Origin of the sequence: Mycobacterium sp. TKK-01-0059 (assembly GCF_000709305.1) — a bacterium.
Classification (GTDB): Bacteria; Actinomycetota; Actinomycetes; order Mycobacteriales; family Mycobacteriaceae; genus Mycobacterium; species Mycobacterium intracellulare.
Genome location: NZ_KL446993.1, coordinates 2009563 through 2035486 on the forward strand (window position 1 = coordinate 2009563; position 25924 = coordinate 2035486).

Genomic DNA, 25924 nt, shown 5'->3' on the forward strand with positions numbered 1-25924 from the left:
GAATTATTGGACGTCCTGATTGAAGGGAGGCCGTTGTGGCCCGAAGCGCCGGCGATACCTGGGATATCGTGACGAGCGTCGGCTTCACCGCCTTGGCGGTGTGTGCGGCGCGGGCCCTCGACGCGGGCCTGCGGCCGCCGTTGGCGAACGACGACTTCGCCGCCGGCTTCGTCGCCGCCGCCGGTGAACCGAATCTGATTGCGGCCGTGGACAACGCCGACATGAGCAGTGCCGCGGCCTTCAACGCGCAGTGGGTAGGGGTGCGGACGCGGTTCTTCGACGAGTTTTTCGCCGATGCCACCCGATCGGGGACGCGCCAGGCGGTCATCTTGGCGGCCGGATTGGATTCCCGGGCGTACCGGCTGGACTGGCCCGCGGGCCACACGGTTTACGAAGTGGATCAGCCTCGGGTGCTCGAGTTCAAGCAACAGGTCCTCGACCGGCAGGGTGCCGTGCCCTCGACGAGGCGCGTCACCGTCGCCACGGATTTACGGGATGACTGGGCCGGCGCGCTGATTGCGGCCGGCTTCGACCCCGACCGGCCGACGGCGTGGGCGCTCGAGGGCCTGCTGCCGTATTTGCCCGGGCCGGCCCAGGATGCGCTGTTCGAAAGGCTGCACGAGTTGTCGGCGACCGGTAGCCACATTGCCGCCGAACTCGGTCCCGCCCCGGGCGAAGTGCGCGAATTCGCCGACAATGTCCCCACCATCAGCCAAGACACCGGTCAGCCTCCGGTGGCCGAGCTGTGGTACGACGATGCGCGCAGCGACACCAAAGAGTTTCTGGCCCAGCGGCATTGGCGTGTCAGGGCCGTGAACCTGGTCGACAAGGCGGCCACCGAGTATGGCCGGCCCTTCCACGAATTGCCGGCGGTCTTCGACCGGTTGATGCGCACCAAGTTCTTCATCGCGGTCCGCGAATCGCCGACAGGCGACGTTCGATGATGGCCAGGGCTTGCTCGGCCCATCGAATGTTCTCCTCCTCGAACGAGATTCCGCGGACCAACGTCAGGTAGGGGCCGACCCGGTCGGCGTGTGCCAGGTACTCGTTCTCGGTGCGACCGTCCATCATGCGCGCCCGCAACCGTTCGTAGCGTTGCAGTTTGGCCCGCGCCCATTGCAGCCGTTCGAGGATGGACTCGCGCACAGCCGGCATGTCTCCGGCGTCGGCGGCCTGGACCTTGACCAACAGCTCGTCGCGGATCACCGAGGGTTTCGGCGCCTTCGCGGTGAACTGCCGGATCGCCTCGCGCCCGGCCTCGGTCAGCGAGAACATCCGCTTGTTGGGCCGCCGTTCTTGACGCACGACCCGTGCCCGGATGAGGCCCTGCTCGGCCAGTCGATCCAGTTCGCGATACAGCTGCTGCGGGGTGGCCGGCCAGAAATTCGCGACCGAGGCGTCGAAACCCTTGGCCAGGTCGTATCCCGACGACTCGCCCTCGAGGAGGGCCGCCAACACCGCGTCACGCAGCGACACCGGCCGATCGTACAGCGATGCGACTAGTCAACAAAGTGACGAACAGCACCCTGGACAATTCCCGACGGCGGCCTTAGCGTCGACCTCATTACTCAACAAGTTGACTATGCGAGGTCGCTGATGCATCCGTTCCGCACGGCCGTCGAAGAGCGCGATGAACAGGCCATCCAGGCGATGCTGGCCGACACCGTGGTGTTCACCAGCCCGGTGGCGTTCAAGCCGTATGTCGGCAAGCCGATCACCGCGGCCATCCTGCGCGGTGTGTTGCGCGTCTTCGAGGACTTCCGCTACATCCGGGAGATTCACGACCCGGGCGGCCGCGACCACGCCTTCGTTTTCGAGACCGGGATCGTCGGGGCGCCCGGGGTGAAGATCACCGGCTGCGACTTCTTGCATTTCACCGACGACGGGCTGATCGACGACTTCATGGTGATGGTGCGGCCGCTGTCGGGAGCGACGGCATTGTCGGAGGCGATGGGCGCCCAGTTCGACCGCATCCAGCGGGAGGCGCTGGAGTTGGCCAATCAATCCGGCACCGCGTAGAAGTAGGGACCATGCGGATTGGATTGAGCGTCAACTATGCGGGCGGTTTCAAGGACGTGGCCGCCGAAGTGGCCGACCTGGAACGCGCCGGGTTGGATATTGTTTTTGTCCCCGAGGCGTATTCGTTCGACGCGGTGAGCGCGCTCGGCTACCTGGGGGCCAGCACGCAGCGGGTCGGGCTGGCGTCGGGCATCCTGCAGCTCTACACCCGCACGCCCACCCTGACCGCGATGACCGCGGCGGGCCTGGATTACGTCTCCGACGGCCGGTTCACCCTCGGCCTGGGCGCGTCCGGTCCGCAGGTCATCGAGGGCTTCCACGGTGTGCCCTACGACGCCCCGATCGGCCGGACGCGTGAAGTCATCGACATCTGCCGCCAGGTGTGGCGGCGCGAGACCGTGCGCCACCAGGGCAAGCACTACACGATCCCGCTGCCGCCCGACCGGGGGACCGGGCTGGGGAAGCCCCTCAAGCTCATCAATTCCCCAGTGCGTGAACGCATCCCGATACTGGTAGCCGCGCTGGGGCCGAAGAACGTCGAACTGGCGGCCGAGATCGCCGAGGGTTGGCAACCGATCTTCTACCTGCCCGAAAAGGCGCAGTACGTCTGGGGGGAGGCGCTGGCCGCCGGGCGGGCCAAGCGGGACCCCGCGCTGGGCGAGCTCGACGTCTACGCCGGACCCGTCCTGGCCATCGGCGAAAACGTCGAGCCGCTAAGGGAATTCGTCAAACCGCACCTGGCCCTCTACATCGGCGGGATGGGCGCCAAGGGCAAGAACTTTTACCACACCCTGGCCACCAAGTACGGGTACGGCCCGCAGGCCGACCGGATCCAGGAGCTCTACCTTGCCGGCGACAAGGACGGCGCCGCCAAGGTGGTGCCCGACGATCTGGTGCGCGACGTCAACTTGATCGGCTCCCGAGGGTTCGTCAAGGAACGTCTGGCGGCCTACCGCGAGGCGGGGGTAACCACGCTGAACGTGGCGCCCATCGCGTCGACGACGGCCGAGCGGATCAAGCTCATCGAAACGCTGCGCGAACTGGTGTGACGGCCGCTGTGGAGCCAAATCAGTTCTGGCGGTGACTATCTCGTCGCAGCCGCATCGCCCTGCCGACCGCGCTCACCGACGCCAGCGCCGCCATGGCCGACAGGATCGCGGCCGAGACGCCAGGCTCGGCGGTCGCCAACAACAGTGGCAGCGCGAAGCCGATGTACGTGACGACGTAGAACACCCCGGTCAGAGCGCCCCGCAGGTGTTGCGGCGCCGCGGCCTCCAGATCGATCAAGCCCTCCCGCAGGCACAGGCCCGAAGCGCAGCCCAGGATCAACAACAGCGGTATCCCGACCGCGGGCGTCAGGGCCGGTGGCGTCGTCGCGGCCACCACGTAGCCGACCGCGGCCAGAGCCGCGCCGGCGGTCCCGGTCTGTGGCCCCCACCGGCGCGTGCGGGCCAGGACCTGAACGACACCGCTGACCCCGTTGACGATCAGGGTGGCCGTGCCCGCCGCGATCGGGGCCGCCAGCGCGGTGTGCAACCGCGTTGGGGATGGTGACGAAACCCAGTGTCGCCGAGGCGTATACCCACGGTGCGAGCGGCATGGCCCAACTCAGGGCCCGCGACACTCCCTGCGCCGCCGGTCCCGTCGGGCCCGCGTCGGGGGGCGGCGCCGGCCGGGCCACGTGTGCGGCGGGTGTGGCCGCGACGGCGACGGCAAGCGATGCCAGCACGACGATCGCGGCGGCGACGGCGAACGACACCTGGATGCCGGACTGCCCGGCCCACGCGAATCCCCCACCGGCGAACGGCCCGATGGCGAAGCCGGCGGTGAGTACCGCGCCGGCGGTCCCGGCGCCGGCCGGGCCCCTCAGGTCGGACGCCCACGCGGTGCCGGAGCTGATGGCAAGGCCCACACCGACCCCGACGATGAGGCGGCCCACCAGCAGCGCGCCGGTGTGCTGCGACAGCAGCATCGCCACCGTCCCCGCCACGGTGGCGGCCGCGCCCGCCAGCGCCATTGGCCGCCGGCCCAACGCGTCCGACGCGCGGCCGCCGATCAGCAACCCGGGGAGCAGCCCGAGCGCGTAGATGCCGAAGATGCCATCGAGGGTCGCGGTGCTGAGGTGTTCGCGGTCGCTGATCACCGGCATCAACGCGACGAAGTGGTTGGCGACCCATCCCGTCGCCAGCAGCAACGCCAGCACGCTGACGAACAGGGCGCGGGTGGCGGCCCGGCCGTTACGCGCTCGGCGGTTGCGGCCGCTGCGCACGCTCGACGAGATCACTGGTCTTCTCCCCCTCCAACGCGCGGCCGACGATCGTAGAACGCGACGCCACCCGGGTGGTTATTCCCGTGGACGTGATCGCGCCGCCGCCGCGGGCGCGGACTTCGCGGTGTGAAGGGGTTTGAGATCAGCGGATTTGGTGTACTGATACCACTACTCGCACCCAGGAAGGCACACGATGAAGTACATTGCGGCAGCCACGATCGCGATCTCCGTCTTGTTGTCCAGCGCGTGTTCGGCCTCACAGGTCATCAACACCGGCGGCGACACAAAGTGCAAAGACTTCACCACGCAGGACGAGAAGAAGCAGAACGACGAAGTCAGCAAGATGCTCAAGGACAAGAGCGGCGCAGACCCGAGCAACGTCGAGATCTCGGCGACGCGGCTCTCGGTGACGACGTACTGCCAGACGCTCGGAAAGCCGGACACGAAGATCTCCGAGGCGCCGCACGGCTGACGGACCCGGTCGGTGACGTGGGTTACGTTGCCGCCCTTGGTGTTTAGCGCCTAGTCCAGGAGCAACTGGGCGGGCACCTCGTCTTCCAGCACGGCCCGCGCCAGCAGTTCACCGAGCAGCGGCCCGAATTTCATGAGATTGCTACCGACGAACGCCAGCACGCGCCCACGCTGCGCCACCGTCCAGCCGTCGCCGCCCGGATCGAGCCACGGGGCGCGGACACTGACGCAGTCCACCTGGTCCACCGGCGACAGTGACGGGAACAGCGCGCGCACGGTCGCGGGGTCCGCCACCTCCTGGCCGAACGCCCACCGGCCGGTACTGCCGAGCGGCAATCCGTAGCCCTCGGGCGCGGACAGGCACGCCGCGCCGACCGCGTCCGCGCCGCGGTAGGTGAACCGGGTGTGCGGAACGAAGCCAACTGAGAGCGGACCGAACAGGTCTGAAGTGTGCGCGCCCGCACAGATCAGCACCCGGTCGCCGCGCAGCACGGTGCCGTCGGCGAGCGTCGTCGCGCCGTCGTCGGCCACCGACAGCACGTGCGCGTTGCGGATGGCGACGCGGCGCGCCAACGCGCTCAGGGCGCGGCGGATGCGCAGGCTGCCGCCGAGGGGATCGAAAACTCCTGTCTCCCAAGGCACGACCGCGAACGGAATCCGTGCCGCGATTTCGGAACGCCCGAGCCGGGAGAACTGCGCGCCGGCGGAGCTCATGGCCGCCGCGACGTCGTCGCAGGCGCCGGCGGCGATGAAGCCCTCGGAGCCCAGCAGTCGCCCCGCGCCGAACTCGGATTCCCACCGTTGCCAGCCCGTTCGCGCCGTCAGCGCCAACCGGCAGAGCGCCGGGCGCCGATGCGCGACCCGGAATATCCGCGCCAGCCCGGCGGATTGCTCCCCGAATGGCCGCCCGCGCTCCAGCACGACGACGTCGTGGCCGCGCCGCGAAAGCTCGTAGGCCGCCGCCAGGCCACATATTCCCGCGCCGATGACGACGATCATCCGCATCACCCCCGCCCTCAGAAGTAGAACCCGGCGTGGGGCGCCTCGGGCACGGCAAACAATCGATCGGCCGCCGTCAGCGCTTCGGGATCGTCGGCACGGGCCAGCCCGGCCACGGCGAGATCGCGCCACGTGGTGCCGCCCAACAGGACGGCGCCCAGCCCCTCGACGTCGACGGTGACGTCGGGTTGCCGGTCGGTGACCGTGACGCCGTCGGCCGCGACGGCGAACCGTGCCGAATTGGCCGGCAGTTCAGGGTCATTGACCACGATGGTGACGGCACCGTCGCCACCGTAGCTGCGGGCGGACAGCGCCGCCGCCACATCGATGATGCGCAGCCATGTTTCGTCGTGCACGGCGGTGACCCGCACGGCGCGCCGGTCGGCAACCAGCCAGGGCAGCGGATCGTCCAGCGGCAGCATCCAAAACAGCACGCGGTCAACAAGATCCAGTCCGAGCAGAAAGCGCAGCAACCCCAGATAGGCCTCGGCGGTGGGCGCGAAGAAATCCTCGACCACGATGGTGCGCTGGTCGCTGACGAACCACCGCTCGGTGTCGATCGGGCGGTATCGGACGAAGCCGGATTCGGATCCCGGCTCGCCGTGCACGGCGACATAGGCGGCCCCCGGGTCGGATTCGGCGCGCAGCCGCACGCCCTGCCACCACGACTGTGGGCGGTCGATGGTGCCCGGGCGGGCGGGACGGTTCTCGGCATAGATGCGCGGCAGCAACTCCCACGCCTGCGCGGTGTCGAGCAGGCGCACCCGACCGCCGGTCCCGACGTCGCGCCGCAGCCCCGCCCGCGCGGTGTGGACCTCGACAGATTGCGACGAGCTCGCGACGCCGTAGCCGTAGCGCCCGTAGATCGTCGCCTCCGAGGCCCGCAGCGTCGCCACCACCTCACCGCGTGCGGCGAAGTCGCGCAGCTGGTGACGGATCAGCTCGGTGGCGATGCCTCGCCGGGTGAACGACGGCAGCACCCCGATGTGGGTGACGGCGGCGTGACCCACGATCGCGGGGCCGGGCAGCGTCAACCGGCTCGTCACGGCGTCGGCGGTGCCGACGAGTTGACCGTCGGCGAATGCCCCCACGGTCCGTCCCGGTTCGAGGAGCGTCGTGATCTGGCCGGGGGCGAGCCCCGTAAGCGGCGGAAACCCCACCATCGCCGTGCGAAACACGTTCGCGGCGGCGATCAGGTCGTCCTCGCTGTCGAGCACCCGGATCTCGGTAGCCATCCCGCCATCATGTCGCGTTCCCCGGCCGGCACGGGCCGCGGGCCGCGCGACGCGTCAAGCGGCGATCGTCACCGGATGGGCAAACCCGTCAGCGCCCGGGAGACCACCAGCCGCTGGATCTCGCTGGTGCCCTCGAAGATCGTGAAGATCTTCGCGTCGCGGTGCATCCTCTCGACGGGGTAGTCGCGGGTGTACCCGTTGCCGCCCAGGATCTGGATCGCCTCGTCGGTGACATAGACCGCGGTTTCGCTGGCCACCAGCTTGGCCATCGACCCCTCCGCGGAGTCGAAGGATTGGTTGTTGCGGGCCATCCATCCCGCGCGCCACACCAGCAGGCGGGCGGCGTCGATGCGGCACTTCATGTCCGCCAGTTTGAAGGCCACCGCCTGAAATTCGCCGATCTTGCGGCCGAATTGCTCACGCTGGCAGGCATAGTCGAGCGCGTACTCGTAGGCGGCCCGCGCCACGCCGACGGCCATCGCGCCGACGGTGGGCCGGGTGCGCTCGAAGGTCTTCATCGCCGCCTGCCCGCGCGCGGAGGCCCCGGACTTGACGCGGGCGATGCGCGCCTCGAACTTCTCCCGGCCCCCGAGGATGTGGTCCTCGGGCAGCCGGACGTCGTCGAGCACCACCTCGGCGGTGTGGGAGGCGCGGATCCCGTGCTTCTTGAATTTCTGGCCCTGCGCCAGGCCCTTGACGCCCGCCGGGATGACGAACGTCGCCTGGCCGCGCGTGCCGAGCTCGGGGTAGACCGACGCCACCACGATGTGCACGTTGGCGATGCCGCCGTTGGTCGCCCACGTCTTGGTGCCGTTGAGGACCCACTCGGAGGTCGCCTCGTCGTAGCGCGCGCGGGTGCGGATGGCGCCGACGTCGGAACCCGCGTCGGGCTCCGACGAGCAGAACGCGCCCAGCTTGGGTTCGTCGGCGGTGCCGAACATCTCGGGCAGCCAGCGGCCCAGCTGTTCGGGGGTTCCGTTGCCCGCCAGCGCCGCCGCGGCGAGTCCCGTCCCCATGATGGACAGGGCGATACCCGCGTCGCCCCAGAACAATTCCTCGAACACCGTCAGCATGCCCAGGCCCGTCGGCTCGGCCGCCTGCTGGGCGAACAGGTCGGGGGAGTACAGCCCCACCTTCGCGGCTTCCTGGATCACCGGCCACGGTGTTTCCTCGCGCTCGTCCCATTCCGCGGCGGCGGGCCGCACGACGTCGGCCGCGAATTTGTGCACCCAGTCGCGGACTTCGATCACGTCGTCGGACAGTTGTAGTGAGAACGTCACTGCTGGTCTCCTGAATCGTTGGTGTTCAAAGGGTTTCGGGGATTCGCGTACTGGGCCAGGACGCTGACGGTCTGGTTGACCCACGCCTCGAAATACCGTTCTTCGTCGGTGTTGCCGGGCAGGCGGCCGGTGAGCGCTTGCAGGGTCGCGGCGTAGGACAGCGAGCCGATCGCGACCGCCGCGGCCGCTTCGGGGTCGGGAATGCTGGTGCGCCCGGAGCGATTCGACGCGGCCAGTTCGTCGGCGAAGCGTTGGTAGGCGTTGTCGGTGATGACCTGCCACGTCTTCTCGTCGAGGTCGCCGAGCTCGTCGGGCTCGCGCAGCATGACCTTGAGCAGATCCTCGCTGTGATTGAGGTTGCTCCAGATCAGCTGCCCGGCGGTGCGCACCGCGTGCTCGACGCTGCCCGGTTGTCCCGCGTCGTACTGCTCGCGGGCCGCCACGATGCTGTCGATCCGGTGCGCGACCGCGGCCTCGAGCAACTCGCGTTTGGAACCGAAGTGCTTGTAGAGCGCGCCCGAGCCGGGCGCCAGGCCCGATTCGCGCTGGATGTCGGCCACCGACGTGGCCGCGTACCCCTTAGCGGCGAACAGGCGTAACGCCGCGGAAAGCAGGCGGTCACGTCCGCGGCCGGGCCCGGTGAGCATGGTGAGAGAGTACTCACTCACCATGCGGGCGAGCAAAACGGCGTCCGGTCCCCGGCCGGCGGCGGGCACGGGTGCGGCGCGGTTGACGGTAAATTCTTGCGAAACGCCATCGCGCTTGAACGTGCCGAACCCCCGCGGCTGTGAGGGTTGTACTCAGGCTGGTCGTCACGAACCCACTCGAACCCACAAAGGAGCCCGACATCCGCGTCTTCCCGCGTGTACAGCTGCCGATGCGGGTGCTGTCGCTGCGCACGATCCTCATCGTCGCCGCCATCTCGGTGATGACGCTGGTCGTCCTGCTGGGCACCTGGGTGTGGGTGGGCGTCACCAACGACCAGTACAGCCAGCTCGATCGCCGGCTCGATTCGGTCAGCAGCCTGGGCGACATCAGCAGCCTGCTCAACACCGCGCCGCCCGCCACCCCCGACCGGCACATGCCGGACGGCAACCTGGTGCGCACCGCGCGCATCGGCGGGGTGACCGTCTCGGCGCCCAGCAGCATCGTGTTGCCCCAACTGCCCGACGGCTACGCCAACACGACCATCAACGGGGTGCAGTACCGCGTTCGCACCTTCACCGCGGGTCCCGCCTCGATAGCGTTGGCCGCGCCGCTGGCCGAGGCCCAGCACCGGATCAACGAACTGCACCTGCGAGTGTTGCTGATCTGCGCCAGCGTCATCGGCGGCACGGTCGTGGTGGGCTGGGTGATCTCGTTGATCATGGTCAATCCCTTCCTGCTGCTGGCCCAGCAGGCCCGCGCGATCAACGCCCAGTCCAGCCCAGACGAGGTCCAGGTGCGCGGCGTGCGCGAGGCGGTGGAGATCGCCGAGGCGGTGGAGGGGATGCTGGCCCGCATCGGCAAGGAACAGCAGCGCACCAAGGCGGCGCTCGAGTCGGCGCGCGACTTCGCGGCGGTCGCCTCCCACGAGCTGCGCACGCCGTTGACGGCCATGCGCACCAATCTTGAGGTGTTGTCCACCCTGGACCTGCCGCCCGAGCAGCGGCACGAGGTCATCGGCGACGTCATCCGCACCCAGAGCCGCATCGAAGGAACGCTGACGGCGCTGGAGCGGCTGGCCCAGGGCGAACTGACCACCGTCGACGATTTCGTCCCCTTCGACATCACCGAGCTGCTGGACCGCGCCGCGCACGACGCGCTGCGCATCTACCCCGACGTCGAGGTCTCCCTGGTGCCCTCCCCGACGGTGCTGATGGTCGGGCTGCCAACCGGACTGCGGCTGGTGATCGACAACGCCATCGCCAACGCCGTCAAGCACGGCAACGCCGGCAAGATCCAGCTGACCGTCAGCAGTTCCGGCGAGGGCGTGGAGATCGCGATCGACGACGACGGCACCGGCGTCCCGGAATCCGAACGTGCCACGGTGTTCGAGCGCTTCGCCCGCGGATCGACGGCCTCGCGTTCGGGATCGGGGCTGGGCCTGGCGCTGGTCGCCCAGCAGGCCGAATTGCACGGCGGCACAGCGGCATTGCAGACCAGCCCACTCGGTGGCACGCGACTTCTGTTGCGGCTCGCCGGCGACGGGCGTGGCCCGGCCTAGCCGCCTGCCTGGACCGACGGAGCCGTTCTTAACGCGCCGCGAAATGTTTACTCCGATAACCTTGACAGCCGGCGCGCACTCACCCGCCCGCCATTTCCCGCAAATATCCCCGACACCATTACGCCGCCGTTCGGAACCTGCCATTCGGCATCAAACTCGACGCCCCGGCGAGAAAAGACGGGGATTTTGTGACTGCCGAGTCTCGAGTGGCGATTGAGGTTTATTAACGACTCTTTGTGGGAAATCACCAGTTTCGCGCTTGGGACCAGCCTTAATTACCGAAATCAGGGGCCACGGATCCGGCCGATAGGCAGTGAATACAAGATCAACCAATCCGCACTACACTAAGGCCCCAAGAAGGCCCCGAGCACGTGGCTTTGGCGTTGAGGGTTCGGAGGGAATCATGGTTGTTTCGGTGCAGTCGGAGGCGGTGCTGGCGTCTGCAGCCGCCGAGTCGGCGATCAGCGCGGAGACCGAGGCCGCGGCCTCGGCGGCGTCGCCGGTCCTGCTGGGAGTGCTGCCGATGGGCGGCGACCCCGACTCGGCGATGTTCGCGGCGGCGCTAAACGCGTGCGGCGCGAGCTATCTGGGCGTGGTTTCCGAGCACGCCGCCCAGCGCGGCTTGTTCTCCGGCACGCAGACCCTCGCCTCGGGGACCTATGTGGTCACCGAGCTCATGCGCAGCCTGACGCTGGCTATTGGCGCTTAGTCGCTAGCAACGTTTAAAGGGGGAGTGCGCATGGCCGATCCTGGGTGGGCTGCGCGTACGCCTGAGGAAAACGACCTGCTGCTCAAGGCCGGCGCGGGTGTCGTGACTCATCTGGCCAACCAGGCAGCCTGGACCGCGCTGGCGGCCACCCATCACGGCTCCAGCATCGCCTCGACGATCAACACCGTCGCGACGTCGGCCAGCTGGACCGGCGCCGGTTCGTTGGCCTCGGCGGCCAACGCCACCGCGCTCAACGCGTCGCTGCACGGGCTCGCCGGCTGGGTCGACGTGAAGCCGGCGGTGGTTTCGACGGCGGTCTCGGCGTATCAGATGGCGTACGGCTCGATGCGCCCCGCGCCCGAATGCATCGAAAACCGCACCGAGACCGCCACCGACTACGGCATCAACCCGCTCGTGCTCGGCGCGCTCACCCCACGGATCACGTCGCTGGAGCTCGAGTACTTCGGGTCGATGTGGCCGAACAACTCCGCGGTCGGGGCCAGCTACGGATCGATCCTCACGGCCTTGTCCTCGAGCCTGACCATTCCGCCGCCGATCGCGACCATGGGCGCCTCGCCGGCGGCGCCGGCGCAGGCCGCGGCGGCGGTGGGGGAGTCCGCCGCGCAAATGGGCGCGGGCGACGGCATGCGCGCCGCCATGCAGGGCGCCCAGACCGGCACGCAGGGCGCGGGGCAGGCGACCTCGGGAGCCCAGGACTTCATGGGCCAGGCCGGCACGTTCATGCAGCCCGTGCAGCAGATGATGGGGGCGGCCCCGCAGATGATGCAGGCTCCCATGCAGGCGATGCAGGCCCCGATGCAGATGATGCAGCCGCTGATGGGCATGTTCGCCAATCCCGGCGCCATGGGCATGGGCGGGGCGACGCCCGCGGTCTCCGCGGTCTCGGCCACCGGGCTTTCGGCGGCGGAGGCCGGCGGGGGCGCGTCCCTGGGTAGCGCGGGCGTCCCCGCGAGCACTTTCACCCGTCCGGTCAGCGCATTCGAGCCCGCCACCAGTGGCCGGCCGGTGGGGTTGCGCCCGGCCGGTGCGTTGGGAGCCGAGGCCATGCGACCGCAGACCACGACGACGGGCGGCGCCGCGATGGGCGGCATGCCCGTGGGGCACGCGGCGGGAGGCGACCGCGGATCCCGTGACAAAGCCGAACAGCCGGCGACCGTGCGGGTTGTCGACGCCAGAGTCTGAAGCACACCCCCTGGTGAAAGGTGAATCGACAGGTCCGAATAGCCGCCATACACTTCGCTTCATGCCCTCACGGGGGCGGCCAACCGCAGAAGGAGAATTCCGTGACAATCAAGGTGACCCCGCAAATGCTTCGCGATACTTCGAACGCGATTCAGGCAAACATGGAACATGCGATCGGGATCGGGCAGGGATACGTCGCAAATCAGGAAAATGTGATGAACCCGGCCACCTGGTCCGGTGACGCGGTCGCCGCGTCGCACGCGACGGCCATCGAGGTTCAAAACGACTTGAACAAAGTGTTGACCGGCGGCACCCGCCTGGCCGAGGGCCTCACCAAGGCGGCGGCACTGATGGAAGGCCACGAGGCGGATTCCTCGCACGCCTTTACCGCCCTATTCGGCGGCCACGGCTCCTGACCCGCCCACCCATTCGTCAATTCATAAAGGTCTTTTGAAAGGAAATTCACCATGTCCGACCCGATCACTTACAACCCGGGTGCCGTAGCCGACTTCGCCACCGACGTCGCCTCCCGCGCCGGCCAGTTGCAGTCCATTTTCGACGACACCTCCAACCGGACGCACGCGCTGCAGGAATTCTTCGCCGGCCACGGCGCGTCAGGCTTCTTCGAGGCGCAGGCGCAGATGCTGTCGGGGTTGCAGGGCCTCATCGACACCATCCGCCAGCACGGCCAGACGACCTCGCACGTGCTCGACAGCGCGCTCAGCACCGACCAGCACATCGCCGGCCTGTTCTGAGCCCGCTCGACCACCGGGACCAGCGAAGGTGGGGCAGATGCGCCGAGCGTATGTGCCCCACCTTCGGTCTCTGCTACGCCGATTCGAGGGAGTCGCTGATTAAGGGCGGGGCGACATGCTGACGACGACGGTCGATGGCCTATGGGTGTTGCAGGCGATCACCGGTGTCGAGCAAACGTGCCCTGAGCTGGGGTTGCGGCCGATGCTGCCGCGGCTGGACACCCCCGAACGCGCGCTGGGCCACCCCGCGGCCGCCGACCTGATCGCCGCCGGCGCACTCGATGAGGCCGGCAACGTCGACCCGATGATCCGCGAATGGCTCACGGTCCTGCTGCGGCGCGACCTGGGTCTGGTCGTGATGATGGGCGTGCCGGGTCGCGAGCCGACGCGCGCGTCGATCAACCGCTTCGCCACGTGGTGGGTGGTCTTGGAGCGGCACGGTGAGATGGTGCGTCTGTACCCCGCCGGCACGGCCAGCAACGAATCCTCGGCCAGCGAGCTCGTGGTGGGTCAGATCGAGCGGCTGTGCGGCGTGGCCGAGGCGGCGCCGCTGCGGCCGATCACCCTGGACACCGAGCAATTGCTGAACTCGGTGCGCGACACCGCCAGCCTGCGCGCATTCCTGCTCGAACAGCGCCTCGACGCCGACCAGCTGCAGGTGGTTCTCACCGCCGCCGATCCCGCGCGCTCGGCGCACGCGAACATCGTCGCGCTGCAGGCGGGCGTCGGGCCCGACGAACTGGCGCGCGTGGCCGTCGGCGATGCGACGGTGTCGATCGTCGACACCCCCGGGGGCCGCGTGTGCATCGAAAGCGTCATCTCGGGGCAGCGCCGCTACCAGATTCTTTCGCCCGGCTCGCGCAGCGACATCGGCAGAGCGGTGCAACGGCTCATCCGCCGGCTGCCCGCCGGCGACGAGTGGCACTCGTATCGGCGGGTGGTGTGACGGTGTTATCGGATGCCGAAGTAACTTAGTTAACCAAAGTCTTGTAATAACAACGCCTGTCGCGCTTGATGGGTGGTTTCTCAACGGGTAAACGCGGTATCGCGAACCGTGTTAGCATCTCGTCGTGACGAGCCCTTGGAATGACCCGAATATGTCGGACGAAGGAGCGCTCAGACGGGGGGATCCGTCAGGGGGCAGCAACTTCCCGGATTCGGTATCCGACACGATGCGAATTACCGATCTGGCCGCACCACGAAAGATTCCACCGGGGTCAGGATGGCGTAAATTCATTTACGCCATCTCATTTCGACAAATAAATCTCGGTGAATCGCCCCGAGAACGGCACTACCGTGATTTACAAAACCGCATCCGCCGGCATATTCGACGGCAGTATGTGATCACCGTGGTCTCCGGCAAGGGCGGCGTCGGGGTCACGACGCTCACGGCCTGCCTCGGTGGCGTGTTCCGGGAATGCCGCCCGCAGAACGTGATTGCGATCGACGCCGTCCCCGGATTCGGCACCCTGGCCGACCGCATCGACGACTCCCCGCCGGGCGACTACACCGCGATCATCAACGACACCGATGTCCAGGGCTACGCTGATATCCGAGAACATCTGGGGCAGAACGCAATCGGCCTCGACGTGCTGGCCGGCAACCGGACCTCGGACCAACCCCGGCCGCTGGTGCCGGCGATGTTCTCCGGGGTGCTGTCGCGGCTGCGGCGCACCCACACGGTGATGATCGTCGACACCTCTCCCGATCTCGAACACGAAGTGATGAAGCCGGTATTGGAGAACACCGACACCCTGGTGTTCGTTTCGGGGATCACCGCGGACCGCTCGCGTCCGGTGCTGCGGGCGGTGGATTACCTGCGGTCGCAGGGCTACCACGAGTTGGTCTCGCGCAGCACCGTGATCGTGAACCACACCGACCAGATCACCGACAAGGACGCGCTGGCGTACCTGACCGAGCGGTTCACCAAGGTCGGCGCGACCGTCGAGGCGCTGCCGTTTGATCCGCACCTCGCCAAAGGCGGCATCATCGACACGGTTCACGAGTTGAAGAAAAAGACGCGGTTGCGCCTCTTTGAAATCACCGCGGGGCTGGCCGACAAATACATTCCAGACGCCGAGCGGGCGGTACCGTGACCTCGCCGCATAAGGTCGCTTTTCCGGCGCGTTGTGCGGTCAACATTTCTTACGAGAAGCATCTGTGTTCCCAAGTCTTCCCCGCCGGAATTCCGATGGAGGGATTCTTCGAGGGAATGGTCGAGCTGTTCGACGCGGACCTGAAGCGCAAAGGTTTTGACGGCATTTCGTTGCCGGCCGGCAGCTACGAACTCCACAAGATCAATGGGGTCCGGCTCGATATCAATAAGAGCCTCGACGAGCTCGGCGTCCAGGACGGCGACACCCTGGTGCTGGTGCCCAGGGTCGACGGGGAGTCGTTCGAACCGCAGTACGAGTCCCTGTCGACGGGCCTGGCCGCGATGGGCAAGTGGCTGGGCCGCGACGGCGGGGATCGGATGTTCGCGCCGGTGACGCCGCTGACGGCCGCGCACACGGCGGTCGCGGTCATCGCGATGGCGGTCTCGGTGGTGGTGGCCCTGACGCTGCGGGCACGGACCTTCACCGACGGCCCGATCCCGGCGGCGGTGGCGGGCGGGGTCGGCGTCCTGTTGGTCATCGCGACCCTGGTGGTGCGAAGCGGATGGCGGGAGCGGCGCGATCTGTTCAGCGGGTTCGCCTGGCTCGCGGTGGTCTCGCTGGCCACCGCCGGCGCCTGCGCGCCGCCGGGTGTGCTGGGCGCGGCGCACGGGCTGATCGGCGCGGTGGTGGTGATCCTGGGTGCCGTCGCCATCGGGGTGACGGCGCGCAACCGGTGGCAGACCGCGGTGGTCACCGCCGTCGTGACGGTGTGCGGCGTCCTGGCTGTCGTTGCCGCCGTCCGGATGTTCCGCCCCGCCTCGGCGCAGGTGCTGGCGGTGTGCGTGTTGGTCGGATTGCTGGTCCTCGTCCGGATGACCCCGCTGATCGCGTTGTGGGTGGCCCGGGTCAGGCCGCCGCACTTCGGATCGATCACCGGACGGGACCTGTTCGCGCGGCGCGAGGGGATGCCGGTCGACACCGTGTCCCCGGTCAGCGAGGACGAATCCGAGGACGAGGACAACGAACTCACCGACATCACCGCGCGCGGCGCCGCGATCGCCGCCTCGGCGCGCTTGGTCAACGCGGTCCAGGTGGGACTGTGCGTCGGGGTCTCGATCGTGCTGCCCGCCGCGGTCTGGGGGGTGTTGACGCCGGGCCGCCCGTGGGCGTGGTTGGCGCTGGTGGTCGCCGGCCTGGTGGTGGGGATCTTCATCACCCAGGGCCGCGGATTCGCCGCCAAATACCAGGCCGTCGCGCTGGTGTGCGGGGCGTCGGCCGCGGTGTGCGCGGGGGTGGTCAAATACGCCGTCGCCGGGGCCCACGACGCCATGGCGGGATTGCTGTGGCCGGTGGTGGCGGTGGCGACGTTCGCCGGATTGGGTTTGGCCGCAGCGCTTTTGGTGCCGGCCATGCGGTTCAGACCGTTCATCCGGTTGACCGTGGAATGGGTGGAAGTGCTCGCATTCATCGTTCTGCTGCCGGCGGCGGCGGCCCTGGGAGGGCTCTTCACGTGGATTCGCCACTGAGAACCGTTGCGGCGCTGACCGCCGCCCTGACCCTGGTCGCGTTATCCGCCAATATCCCTGCCGCCCAAGCGATCACACCGCCCTCGGTGGATCCGGGGATGGTGCCCCCCGATGGACCGCCGCGGCCCGAACAGCCGATGCGCCGGGCCAACAGCTGTTCGTCGCCGATCGTCGTGCGAAACCCCGACGTGGCGCAGCTGGCTCCGGGGTTCAACCTGCTCAACATCGCCAAGGCGTGGCAATACAGCACCGGCAACGGTGTGCCCGTCGCGGTGATCGACACCGGGGTGACGCCGAACCCGCGGCTGCCGGTGGTGCCCGGTGGCGACTACATCATGGGCGAGGACGGCCTGATGGACTGCGACGCCCACGGCACCATTGTCAGCTCGATCATCGGCGCTGCGCCGCAAGGGATTTTGCCGATGCCGCGGCCCATGCCGGCCACTCCCGCGTTCCCGCCGCCGGCCGGGCCGCCGCCGGTCGCCGGGGCGCCTCCGCCACCGGTCGAGGTGCCGCCCCCGATGGCGCCGCCGCCCCCGCCGCCGCCGGTGACGATCACCCAGGTCCTTCCGCCGCCGCCCCCGCCGCCCCCACCGCCGGAGGGCGGCGGCGCCACCGCCGCATCGAACGGGCCACCCGATCCGCAGACCGAGGAAGAACCCGCGGTGCCGCCGCTTCCCCCGGGGGCCCCCGACGGGGTGGTGGGTGTGGCCCCGCACGCGACGATCATCTCGATCCGGCAGTCCTCGCGGGCCTTCGAACCGGTCAACCCGCCGCCGGGGGATCCCAACTCCGACGAGAAGGTCAAGGCCGGCACGCTGAATTCGGTTGCGCGCGCGGTGGTTCACGCCGCGAACATGGGTGCGAAGGTGATCAACATCTCGGTCACCGCGTGCCTGCCCGCGGCGGCCCCGGCCGATCAACGGGCCCTGGGCGCGGCGCTGTGGTACGCGGCCACCGCGAAGGACGCGGTGATCGTGGCGGCGGCCGGCAACGACGGGGAAGCCGGTTGCAACAACAACCCGATGTACGACCCGCTGGACCCGTCGGATCCGCGGGACTGGCATCAGGTGAAGGTCGTCTCGGCGCCGTCGTGGTTCTCCGATTACGTCCTGTCGGTGGGCGCCGTCGATGCCAGTGGCGCCGCCCTGGACAAGAGCATGTCGGGGCCGTGGGTCGGCGTCGCCGCACCGGGGACGCACATCATGGGTCTCTCGCCCCAGGGCGGCGGGCCGGTCAACGCCTACCCGCCGTCGAGGCCGGGCGAGAAGAACATGCCGTTCTGGGGAACCAGCTTCTCGGCGGCCTACGTCAGCGGCGTCGCGGCGTTGGTGCGCGCGAAGTACCCCGACCTGTCCGCGCACCAGGTGATCAATCGGATCGTGCAGTCGGCCCACAATCCGCCCGCCGGGGTCGACAACAAGGTCGGCTACGGGCTGGTGGACCCGGTCGCCGCGTTGACCTTCAACATCCCGCCGGGTGACCGGATGCCGCCGGGCGCGCAGAGCCGGGTCATCACCCCGGCGGCGCCGCCCCCACCGCCGGACCACCGGGCGCGCAACATCGCCATCGGATTCCTGGGGGTGGTGGCCGCCGGCGTGCTCGTGTTCGCGATCGCCGCGCGGTTGCGGAGGGCGCGATGAGGCCCAACCTCACCGGGTTCAGCCGCGGCAGCAATCGCCGGGTCGTCGGGGTGTGGGTGGTGTTCGTGCTCGCGCTCGCGAGTTGGCTGCTGGCCGGCTACATCGGCGCCGCGGTCGCCGTGGTGGTGGGCATCGCGCTGGTGTTCGTGCGCTGGTGGGGCCAGCCGGCGTGGTCGTGGGCCGTGCTGTGGCGGCGCGGTCGGCGCCCGATCGACTGGTCGGCCCCAATCACCGTGGCCAACAACCGATCCGGTGGCGGCGTGCGCGTGCAGGACGGCGTCGCCGTGGTCGCGGTGCAGCTGCTGGGCAGAGCGCATCGGGCCACCATGGTGACCGGGTCGGTGACCGTCGAGACCGAAAACGTGCTCGACGTCGTCGAATTGGTGCCGATGCTGCGCCAGGCCCTCGGCCTGCAGCTCGACTCGATCAGCGTCGTCAGCATCGGTTCCCGGCACGGAACGGTCGGCGACTATCCGCGGGTGTACGACTCCGAGATCGGCACCCCGCCGTACGCGGGCCGGCGCGAAACATGGCTGATCATGCGGCTGGCGGTGCTCGACAACGCGCACGCGTTGGTGTGGCGCACGACCGTTGGCGCGGCGGCGATTTCGGTCGCGCAGCGCATCGCGGGCCTGCTGCGCTGCGAAGGCCTGCGGGCCAAGGTGGCCAACGCCACCGATTTGATCGAACTCGATCGCCGGCTCGGCTGGGACGCGGTGTCGGGACCGGCGCAGCGATGGAAAGCCATCCGCGGGGAAGCGGGCTGGCTGACCACCTATGCGTATCCGCCCGAGGCGATCACGTCGCGCCACCTGTCGCAGGCGTGGACGCTGCGCGCCGACGAGGTCATCCAGAACATCACGGTGTATCCGGACGGGCAGTGCACCGCGACGATCACGGTGCGCACGCCGACACCCGCGCCCACCCCGCCCAGCGTGATCTTGCGCCGGCTCAACGGCGAGCAGGCCGCGGCGGCGTCGGCCAACATGTGCGGCCCCCGGCCGCACCTGCGCGGAATCCGGTCCAGCCCGCTGCCCGCGGAGCTGGTCACCGAGATCGGGCCCTCGGGCGTGCTGATCGGGAAACTCAGCAACGGCGACCGGCTGCTGGTGCCGGTCACCGACGCCGGTGAACTGTCGCGCGTATTCGTCGCCGCCGACGACCCGATCGCCAAGCGGATCGTGATCCGCACCGCGGGCGCCGGGGAACGAGTCTGCGTGCACACCCGTGACATGGCGCGCTGGGTCAGCGTGCGGATGCCGGAGATCAGCGTCGTCAACGGCTCGCGCCCGGCACCGCGCACCACCGTCAGTGTGGTGGAATACGCCGCGCGGCGGGGCAGGGACGGCAACGGGGCCCCCGACGGCGGGGGCACCGACATTCGGGACGCCGCGATCTCGCCCACCCCCCGGCCGGCAACGGTGATCACCATCGCGCCCGCGGGCGTCAGGCTCTCCGAGGGGCAGCGCCACGGGTTCGAGGTGATCATCGAGCAAGTAGGACCCTCGGTGGTGAATGTCAGTGCCGCGGGGAAGAATTGGCTTGCCGAGATGGACATGTTCCGCGCCGAGCACCGCTACGTCAGCCTGGATCCGGTCACCATGTCGGTCGGCACGTAGAAGTTCGGCAACGCGAGTTTGAGGCATAGTTTGATGAGCGCACGCGGCGGCAGCTCGGTCCGGCCAAGGGCGGCTACCAGCAACTCCGATGACCACGGTCGCGGCGCTCGCGATGGGGGATGTGATGGGTGATTTACAAACGGCCCGAAGGCATTTCGACCGGGCCATGGGGATCATGGGCCGGCAGGGCCGGGCGGCGGCCCTGCCGGAGTTCGTCGCGGCCACCGACGCCGACGCGTCGATGGCCGATGCGTGGCTGGGGCGCATCGCCTGCGGCGACAGCGACCTGGACTCGTTGCGGCGTCTCTATGCCACCAGCGAATGGCTGCACCGGGAGACCACGCGGATCGGGCAGACGCTGGCCGCGGAGATCCAGCTGGGCCCCTACATCGGCATCACCGTCACCGACGCATCGCAGGTCGGGCTGGCGCTCTCGTCCGCGTTGACGATCGCCGGGGAGTACGCCGAGGCGGACCGGCTGCTGGCCAACCGGGACCTGCTGGACTCCTGGACCAACTACCAGTGGCACCAGCTGGCCCGCACCTTCCTGATGTACCGGACGCAACGCTGGCCCGACGTCCTGCTGGCGGCCGCCGAGGAGTTGCCCCCGCAGGCGATCGTGATGTCGGCGGTGACGGCGTCGATCTGCGCGCTGGCCGCGCACGCCGCCGCCCACCTCGGCCAGGGCCGGGTCGCCCTCGACTGGCTGGACCGCGTCGACGTGATCGGGCACACCCAGTCGTCGTCCCGCTTCGACGCCGACGTGCTGACCGCGTCGATCGGCCCGGCCGACATTCCGCTGCTCGTCGCCGATCTCGCGTACGTGCGCGGGATGGTGCACCGCCAGCTGCGCGAGGAGGACAAGGCCCAGATCTGGCTGTCCAAGGCCACCATCAACGGGGTGCTGACCGCGGCGGCCAAAGAAGCGCTGGCCGACCCGAACCTGCACCTGGTGGTCACCGACGAAGAGACCATCGACAGCCGCACCGACCGTTGGGACGCCTCGACGGCCAAGAGCCGCGACGAACTCGACGACGACGCCACCGCCGACCGGAGGGCCGAGCTGCTGGCCGAGGGGCGCAAGCTGCTGGCCAAGCAGGTGGGGCTGGCCGCCGTCAAGCAGGCCGTCGCGGCGCTGGAAGACCAGCTCGAGGTGCGGATGATGCGTCTCGAGCACGGCCTGCCGGTGGAAGGACAGACCAACCACATGCTGCTGGTCGGTCCGCCGGGTACCGGTAAGACGACCACCGCCGAGGCGCTGGGCAAGATCTACGCGGGCATGGGGATCGTGCGCCACCCCGAGATCCGGGAGGTGCGCCGTTCGGATTTCTGCGGCCACTTCATCGGGGAGTCGGGACCCAAGACCAACGAACTGATCGAAAAGTCGCTCGGCCGAATCATTTTCATGGACGAGTTCTACTCCCTGATCGAGCGCCACCAGGACGGCACGCCCGACATGATCGGCATGGAGGCCGTCAACCAGCTCCTCGTCGCGCTGGAAACGCACCGATTCGATTTTTGTTTCATCGGCGCGGGCTACGAAGACCAGGTGGACCAATTCCTCACCGTGAACCCGGGTTTGGCCGGCCGGTTCAACCGCAAGCTGCGCTTCGAGTCCTACTCACCGGCGGAGATCGTCGAGATCGCGCACCGTTACGCGACGCCGCGCGCCAGCCTGCTCGACGACGCCGCGCGCGAGAAGTTCCTGGACGCGGCCACGACCATCCGCAACTACACCACTCCCGGTGGGCGCCACGGCATCGACGCCATGCAGAACGGCCGGTTCGCCCGCAATGTCGTCGAACGTGCCGAGGGCTTCCGCGACACCCGGGTGGTCGCGCAAAAGCGGGCGGGCCAACCGGTGACGGTCGAGGACCTGCAGATCATCTCCGCCGACGATATCGAGGCGGCGGTGCGCAGCGTGTGTTCGGACAACCGCGACATGGCCGCCATCGTCTGGTGACCCGGCGCGTCACGCCGGTTCGAAGCGGAAGACGGCGAGTCGGCCCGCCAGGGCTTCGAATTCGTCCGCGGTGCCGTCGCGCACCATCCCGGAACGTTTCGCGAACGCCACGCCGACCGGCACTTTGGCGGGGAACTCCCGTAGCACCGGCCGGGCCTCGCCGGCGGACAGTTCGACGATCCGGACCCGGCGTGAGCGACGGCCGCGGCGCAACGTGCCGGTGCCCGCCGCCCGGGCGTTTGCCGCCCAGTCGGCCCCGGGATAGCCGGCCACCACATAGAGGCCGCCCTGGAAGTCGAACGGCGTCATCGGCGTGCTGCGCGGTTGACCCGTCTTGCGCCCGGGCACGGTGAGCACCATGGCCGGCCCGGTCGGGATGCCCAGCCGTTGCACGGCCATCATGAACTTGTTCATGGGCTTGAGGTAGCGCGGGGGACGCGGTTCGGTCATGTCAGGCTCCCTGGTTCTCGTTGGTGAAGACGTCGCGGTGCTCGGCGACCCAGTGGCCGAACGGAAGGGCCGGGCGGCCGAGGACTTTCTCGACGTCGTGGGTGACCAGCGCGGGCTTGTCGAGCGATTCGGCGAGCATGGCGATGTAGGCGTCGGCGAATCCGGCGCTGAATCCCAAGCCCAGGAAGCGTTGCCGCACAGCGTCCGTGGGGACCTCCAGGTATTGGAGCGGCCGGCCCAGCACGGCGCCGATGACGCCCACCAGCTCCGAGTTGGTGAAAGCCTGCGGGCCCGTCAACGGAATGCGCTGTCCGGCAAGCTCGTCGGTGAGCAACGCGCGCGCCGCAACCGCGGCGATGTCCGTCTCGACGATCGGCGCCGTCGACGCCGCGGCGTACGGCCCCGCGACCACGTCTCCGGCGCGCAGCTGCGCCGACCACATGCCGGCGAAGTTCGACGCGAACACGCTGGGCCGCAGGCTCACCCAGGCCAGCCCGGAGTCGACGGCGAGCCGTTCGACCTCCCTGTTGCGGTCGCCGCGAAATCGGGACGGCTGGCGGGACAAGTCGTCGTCGGCGTTGATCGCCGACAGGGCGACCAGCTTCCCGACGCCGGCGCGCCCGCATTCGGCCACCACTTCTTCGAGCTGCCCGCCGAGCGCGCGGGAGTTCAGAAAGACCGCCGACGCGCCCGGCAGCGCCTCGGTGGCCGACGCGAACACCTCGACCTCGGGGGGAAATCCGGCCGGCCCCGGCTGTCGGGTGATCGCGCGCACACGCGCGCCTGCGGCAAGCAGGTCCGCGACGAGCGGGCGCCCGACGTTACCGGTCGCGCCGGTGACGACGATTGTCATGGGACGGTTCCTTTCGTGGATTTGTGCACTGCTGCAAGGACGGGGCAAAAGGTGGGAAAGTTACACGACAGAACCTGTAACTTTTCGGGGCGGCGAATCGTCGAAGAGACATGAACCAGTCGCAGTCAACGGGCGACCAGGTCGCCGAGGCCTGGCGCCGTCACCGCCCGTATCTGGTCAACCTCGCCTACCAGATGCTGGGCGACGTCGGCGACGCGGAAGACGTTGCGCAGGAGGCATTCCTGCGGCTCTCACGCGCCGAGGTCGGCGACATCGAGGATGTCCGGGGCTGGCTGACCGTAGTCGCGAGCCGGCTCTGCCTCGACCAGGTGCGCTCCGCGCGCGCCCGTTACGAACGCCCCGGCGACGTCGAGGAGCGGCCGGCACCACGCCGGTCCGACCCGGCCGACCGGATCACCCTCGACGACGAGATCCGCAGCGCGCTGTTGGAGGTCCTGCGGAGGCTCAGCCCCGGTGAGCGCGTGAGCTTCGTGCTGCACGACGTGTTCGGCGTTCCCTTCGACTCGATCGCGGAAACCGTGGGCCGTCCCGTCGGCACCTGCCGCCAGCTGGCGCGGCGGGCGCGAGCCAAATTCGTTGCCGCGCAACCGAATATGAATGACGTGGCCGTAGCCGAGCATCAGCTCGTCACGGAGAAGTTCATCACCGCGTGCGCCAACGGCGATCTCGCCGCGCTGGCCGCCGTCCTGGATCCGACGGTCTGGGGTGTGGGCACGATTCTCGCCGACCCGGCGCCGCCACCACAGGTCAACCACGGGCCCGACGCGGTGGCGACCAACCTGCTGCGCTACCTGTGGCCGGACGTGACGCTGGTCGGCGGTCCGGTCGGGGCGCCGGTGTTGCTGGCCTTCAGCGATCGTCGATTGTTCGCCGTTATCGTGCTGACGATCCGCGGCGCGCGCGTGACCAAAATCGAGGCGATCGCCGACCCGTCGGCGCGGGCGGGCAACGCTGCCGAGAACGCCTAGGCCTGTTGGTCTTTCGGCCTGCGCTCGCTGGGGCGGTGGGGGCGCGCCGCGAAATAGCCGGCGATGGTCGCGGTGATCTCGAGGAACTTGCGCCGCGTGGCCGGGGCCATTTCCCGGGCCACGTCGATGACCCCGCCCGGTCGCAGGTGCGGGTCGAACGGCACCTCGATGACCGGCCGCCCGTGATCGGTGAACTCGCGGGCCAGCAACGCCCGGGTGCGTTTGTCCGCGTGGCCATCCGAATCGTTGAGCACCACGATGCTGTGCTGCAACAGCGTCGTCAGGCCCTGATCCGCCAGCCATTCCATGGTCCGCGCGGCGGCGGACGCGCCGTCGGCCCAGGGCGAGGACACCACGATCAGCGCGTCCAGATCGCGCAGCACCTCCTGGGTCAGCGGCGCGTCCATCGTCGAACCGCAGTCGATGACCGAGATCGTGAAATGGCGATCCAGCCGCAGCGCGGCCTCCCGGTAGATCGCGGGATCGAGCACGCGGCGCGGTCCGGACGCCGGTTCGCCGCCGAGCACGTGCAGGCCCGCGGAATTGCGGCCCAGGCGCGCCACCACATCGTCGAAGGACCGCAGGTTCTTGTCGGCGGTGAGCTCCCAGAACGAGCGCGTCGATCCCGGATCGATGCGGCTGCTGAGGCGCCCGAAGGCGGTGTCGGCGTCGATCGCCACGACGTGGTCTTGCCGGCGGAGTTGGGCGAACAGCGAGCCGACACTGGCGGCCACCGAGGTCTTGCCCACGCCGCCCTTGCCCAGCACGCCGACCTTGTAGTTGCCGTGCAGGCGGGTCTGGATGGTCTCCTCGAATTGAGCCTCCTGCCGCTGGGCCGGGGAAGGGCCCAGGGTGATCAGGCCGAAGGTGGCGATCCGCAGGACGCGTCGCCAACCGCGGTCGGGGAGGTCCGGTGAGGGCGGCGGCGCAGGGGCGGGTTGCTGCGGCGCCACGGCGGGTGGTGGCCGGAAGGACGGGGCGGCGGCGGGAGGCGGGGGCGCCGGTGCCCAGCCCTGCGGCGCAGCGGACGGCCGGGGCGGGGCGGGGGCCGGGGCCGGTGGCCGCGGGGCGGCGTGGGGCCCGTGCGCAGGGGGGCCAGGCGGGCGGGCCGCCGCGGTTTTCCGCTCGGGCTGCAGACGGTCCCGCAGGAATTCGTCGCGCTCGTTCATGGGCTCCTCAGGTGCCGGGCGGTCGGTCGTCGCGCCGTGTTACGTGATAAGCGCCACGGTCCGGCGTGCGACGCCGGACGTGACCAATACCGGTCCAGTATCTCCTCACGCGGGCGGCGTGGGAACCCGCAAACCCGGCCCGGTTCGCTGCGGGATCGGCGCGCCGCCGCGATCGCGGCGCTGAGCACGTCGATCCCCCGCGCAGGCGCCGTGACCACCGAAACCGCAAAGCGCCAGCAGCAAACTTATCGCGGCCCGTTGATCGAGGCCGAGAGCGCGCGGTGGAAGGCCGGCGGTGGTGGAAATCACCGGCCCGAACCGCGGCGCCGCACGAGTGCCGATCAGCGGCAACCGCGAAATTTACGGGGGTGCCCGCCGACGGTTTAGACTTGACGAAGTTGGCATGTCAGGCGGGTATTGTCATATCGTTTTACGACTTGTCGAGACCGGTTCCAGGCCACCGTTCAGAG

At 69.2% G+C, this 25924-nt stretch carries 26 protein-coding genes and 1 pseudogene; 17 read left to right on the forward strand and 10 right to left on the reverse strand.

Going from position 1 to position 25924, the window contains the following annotated elements; translation table 11 throughout:
- The first annotated feature begins 35 nt into the window (after nucleotides 1–35).
- Nucleotides 36–944: an SAM-dependent methyltransferase gene (locus K883_RS09720; RefSeq protein ID WP_008262871.1), complete on the forward strand. Its 909-nt coding sequence runs from the start codon at nucleotides 36–38 to the stop codon at nucleotides 942–944.
- Here the strand turns inward: K883_RS09720 and K883_RS09725 are convergent.
- The gene (locus K883_RS09725) at nucleotides 904–1476 is read right to left on the reverse strand and encodes a PadR family transcriptional regulator (protein ID WP_008262872.1); all 573 of its coding nucleotides are present in this window, start codon (nucleotides 1474–1476) and stop codon (nucleotides 904–906) included. The genes K883_RS09720 and K883_RS09725 overlap by 41 nt on opposite strands.
- A gap of 120 nt (nucleotides 1477–1596) precedes the next feature.
- Here K883_RS09725 and K883_RS09730 point away from each other — a divergent pair, with 120 nt between their 5' ends.
- Together K883_RS09730 and K883_RS09735 are read left to right on the forward strand one after the other, a co-directional pair.
- Entirely contained in the window at nucleotides 1597–2019 is a 423-nt protein-coding gene (locus tag K883_RS09730) for a nuclear transport factor 2 family protein (protein ID WP_008262873.1), read from the forward strand.
- An 11-nt stretch (nucleotides 2020–2030) separates the two neighbouring features.
- On the forward strand, nucleotides 2031–3068 hold the full coding sequence (locus K883_RS09735) for an LLM class F420-dependent oxidoreductase (RefSeq protein ID WP_008262874.1): 1038 nt from the start codon (nucleotides 2031–2033) through the stop codon (nucleotides 3066–3068).
- Nucleotides 3069–3087: 19 nt separating this feature from the next.
- Here K883_RS09735 and K883_RS28545 read toward each other — a convergent pair.
- Nucleotides 3088–4234, reverse strand: a pseudogene (locus K883_RS28545) (MFS transporter).
- On the opposite strand from K883_RS28545, the gene K883_RS28200 reads away from it, so the two are divergent.
- Both K883_RS28200 and K883_RS09745 read left to right on the forward strand, forming a co-directional pair.
- Entirely contained in the window at nucleotides 4116–4418 is a 303-nt protein-coding gene (locus K883_RS28200) for a hypothetical protein (RefSeq protein WP_231504915.1), read from the forward strand. The pseudogene K883_RS28545 and the gene K883_RS28200 sit on opposite strands and share 119 nt — an antisense overlap.
- A 63-nt stretch (nucleotides 4419–4481) precedes the next feature.
- The gene (locus K883_RS09745; protein WP_008262877.1) at nucleotides 4482–4760 is read left to right on the forward strand and encodes a hypothetical protein; all 279 of its coding nucleotides are present in this window, start codon (nucleotides 4482–4484) and stop codon (nucleotides 4758–4760) included.
- Nucleotides 4761–4810: 50 nt separating this feature from the next.
- Here K883_RS09745 and K883_RS09750 read toward each other — a convergent pair whose 3' ends face one another.
- The 4 genes from K883_RS09750 to K883_RS09765 all read right to left on the reverse strand — a co-directional run bounded on the left by K883_RS09750 (nucleotide 4811) and on the right by K883_RS09765 (nucleotide 8920).
- The gene (locus K883_RS09750; protein ID WP_036429742.1) at nucleotides 4811–5758 is read right to left on the reverse strand and encodes an NAD(P)/FAD-dependent oxidoreductase; all 948 of its coding nucleotides are present in this window, start codon (nucleotides 5756–5758) and stop codon (nucleotides 4811–4813) included.
- A 17-nt stretch (nucleotides 5759–5775) separates the two neighbouring features.
- The gene (locus K883_RS09755) at nucleotides 5776–6993 is read right to left on the reverse strand and encodes a GNAT family N-acetyltransferase (protein ID WP_008262880.1); all 1218 of its coding nucleotides are present in this window, start codon (nucleotides 6991–6993) and stop codon (nucleotides 5776–5778) included.
- 68 nt (nucleotides 6994–7061) lie between these two features.
- Nucleotides 7062–8273, reverse strand: coding sequence for an acyl-CoA dehydrogenase family protein (locus tag K883_RS09760; RefSeq protein WP_008262881.1), 1212 nt, complete (start codon nucleotides 8271–8273; stop codon nucleotides 7062–7064).
- On the reverse strand, nucleotides 8270–8920 hold the full coding sequence (locus K883_RS09765; protein WP_008262882.1) for a TetR/AcrR family transcriptional regulator: 651 nt from the start codon (nucleotides 8918–8920) through the stop codon (nucleotides 8270–8272). Before K883_RS09765 ends, K883_RS09760 begins: the two co-directional genes overlap by 4 nt.
- Nucleotides 8921–9150: 230 nt before the next feature.
- Here K883_RS09765 and K883_RS09770 point away from each other — a divergent pair, with 230 nt between their 5' ends.
- From K883_RS09770 to eccA2, 11 genes are all read left to right on the forward strand, one after another.
- A complete protein-coding gene (locus tag K883_RS09770; protein ID WP_008262884.1) occupies nucleotides 9151–10479 on the forward strand; it encodes a sensor histidine kinase in 1329 nt (442 codons plus the stop codon).
- Between the two features lie 403 nt (nucleotides 10480–10882).
- Nucleotides 10883–11188 (forward strand): PE domain-containing protein, encoded by a 306-nt coding sequence (locus K883_RS09775; RefSeq protein ID WP_008262885.1) that lies wholly within the window; start codon nucleotides 10883–10885, stop codon nucleotides 11186–11188.
- A gap of 30 nt (nucleotides 11189–11218) precedes the next feature.
- Complete coding sequence (locus tag K883_RS09780; protein WP_008262886.1) at nucleotides 11219–12391, forward strand: PPE family protein; 1173 nt, start codon at nucleotides 11219–11221, stop codon at nucleotides 12389–12391.
- Nucleotides 12392–12492: 101 nt separating this feature from the next.
- The gene (locus K883_RS09785) at nucleotides 12493–12807 is read left to right on the forward strand and encodes a WXG100 family type VII secretion target (RefSeq protein WP_008262887.1); all 315 of its coding nucleotides are present in this window, start codon (nucleotides 12493–12495) and stop codon (nucleotides 12805–12807) included.
- A gap of 51 nt (nucleotides 12808–12858) precedes the next feature.
- Nucleotides 12859–13146, forward strand: a complete 288-nt coding sequence (locus K883_RS09790) for a WXG100 family type VII secretion target (protein WP_008262888.1) — start codon at nucleotides 12859–12861, stop codon at nucleotides 13144–13146.
- Nucleotides 13147–13261: 115 nt separating this feature from the next.
- The gene (locus K883_RS09795; protein ID WP_008262889.1) at nucleotides 13262–14092 is read left to right on the forward strand and encodes an ESX secretion-associated protein EspG; all 831 of its coding nucleotides are present in this window, start codon (nucleotides 13262–13264) and stop codon (nucleotides 14090–14092) included.
- A gap of 124 nt (nucleotides 14093–14216) precedes the next feature.
- Nucleotides 14217–15242, forward strand: a complete 1026-nt coding sequence (locus tag K883_RS09800; RefSeq protein ID WP_008262890.1) for a MinD/ParA family ATP-binding protein — start codon at nucleotides 14217–14219, stop codon at nucleotides 15240–15242.
- On the forward strand, nucleotides 15239–16768 hold the full coding sequence (gene eccD / locus K883_RS09805) for a type VII secretion integral membrane protein EccD (protein WP_008262892.1): 1530 nt from the start codon (nucleotides 15239–15241) through the stop codon (nucleotides 16766–16768). The genes K883_RS09800 and eccD overlap by 4 nt, the downstream gene beginning before the upstream one ends.
- Nucleotides 16753–18411, forward strand: a complete 1659-nt coding sequence (gene mycP2 / locus K883_RS09810; RefSeq protein ID WP_014381603.1) for a type VII secretion system ESX-2 serine protease mycosin MycP2 — start codon at nucleotides 16753–16755, stop codon at nucleotides 18409–18411. The genes eccD and mycP2 overlap by 16 nt, the downstream gene beginning before the upstream one ends.
- Entirely contained in the window at nucleotides 18408–20030 is a 1623-nt protein-coding gene (gene eccE, locus K883_RS09815) for a type VII secretion protein EccE (protein WP_020821312.1), read from the forward strand. Before mycP2 ends, eccE begins: the two co-directional genes overlap by 4 nt.
- A gap of 112 nt (nucleotides 20031–20142) precedes the next feature.
- The gene (gene eccA2 / locus K883_RS09820; RefSeq protein ID WP_170320649.1) at nucleotides 20143–21993 is read left to right on the forward strand and encodes a type VII secretion system ESX-2 AAA family ATPase EccA2; all 1851 of its coding nucleotides are present in this window, start codon (nucleotides 20143–20145) and stop codon (nucleotides 21991–21993) included.
- Between the two features lie 9 nt (nucleotides 21994–22002).
- Here eccA2 and K883_RS09825 read toward each other — a convergent pair whose 3' ends face one another.
- Both K883_RS09825 and K883_RS09830 read right to left on the reverse strand, forming a co-directional pair.
- The gene (locus K883_RS09825; RefSeq protein ID WP_008262900.1) at nucleotides 22003–22443 is read right to left on the reverse strand and encodes a nitroreductase family deazaflavin-dependent oxidoreductase; all 441 of its coding nucleotides are present in this window, start codon (nucleotides 22441–22443) and stop codon (nucleotides 22003–22005) included.
- A 1-nt stretch (nucleotide 22444) separates the two neighbouring features.
- Nucleotides 22445–23296: an NAD(P)H-binding protein gene (locus K883_RS09830; RefSeq protein ID WP_020821314.1), complete on the reverse strand. Its 852-nt coding sequence runs from the start codon at nucleotides 23294–23296 to the stop codon at nucleotides 22445–22447.
- Nucleotides 23297–23406: 110 nt separating this feature from the next.
- Between K883_RS09830 and sigI the strand changes: the two genes are divergently transcribed.
- The gene (sigI, locus tag K883_RS09835) at nucleotides 23407–24285 is read left to right on the forward strand and encodes an RNA polymerase sigma factor SigI (protein WP_020821315.1); all 879 of its coding nucleotides are present in this window, start codon (nucleotides 23407–23409) and stop codon (nucleotides 24283–24285) included.
- Here the strand turns inward: sigI and K883_RS09840 are convergent.
- Both K883_RS09840 and K883_RS27880 read right to left on the reverse strand, forming a co-directional pair.
- A complete protein-coding gene (locus K883_RS09840) occupies nucleotides 24282–25454 on the reverse strand; it encodes a MinD/ParA family ATP-binding protein (protein ID WP_236626370.1) in 1173 nt (390 codons plus the stop codon). The genes sigI and K883_RS09840 overlap by 4 nt on opposite strands.
- 105 nt (nucleotides 25455–25559) lie before the next feature.
- A complete protein-coding gene (locus K883_RS27880; protein WP_179945053.1) occupies nucleotides 25560–25805 on the reverse strand; it encodes a hypothetical protein in 246 nt (81 codons plus the stop codon).
- Nucleotides 25806–25924 lie beyond the last annotated feature (119 nt).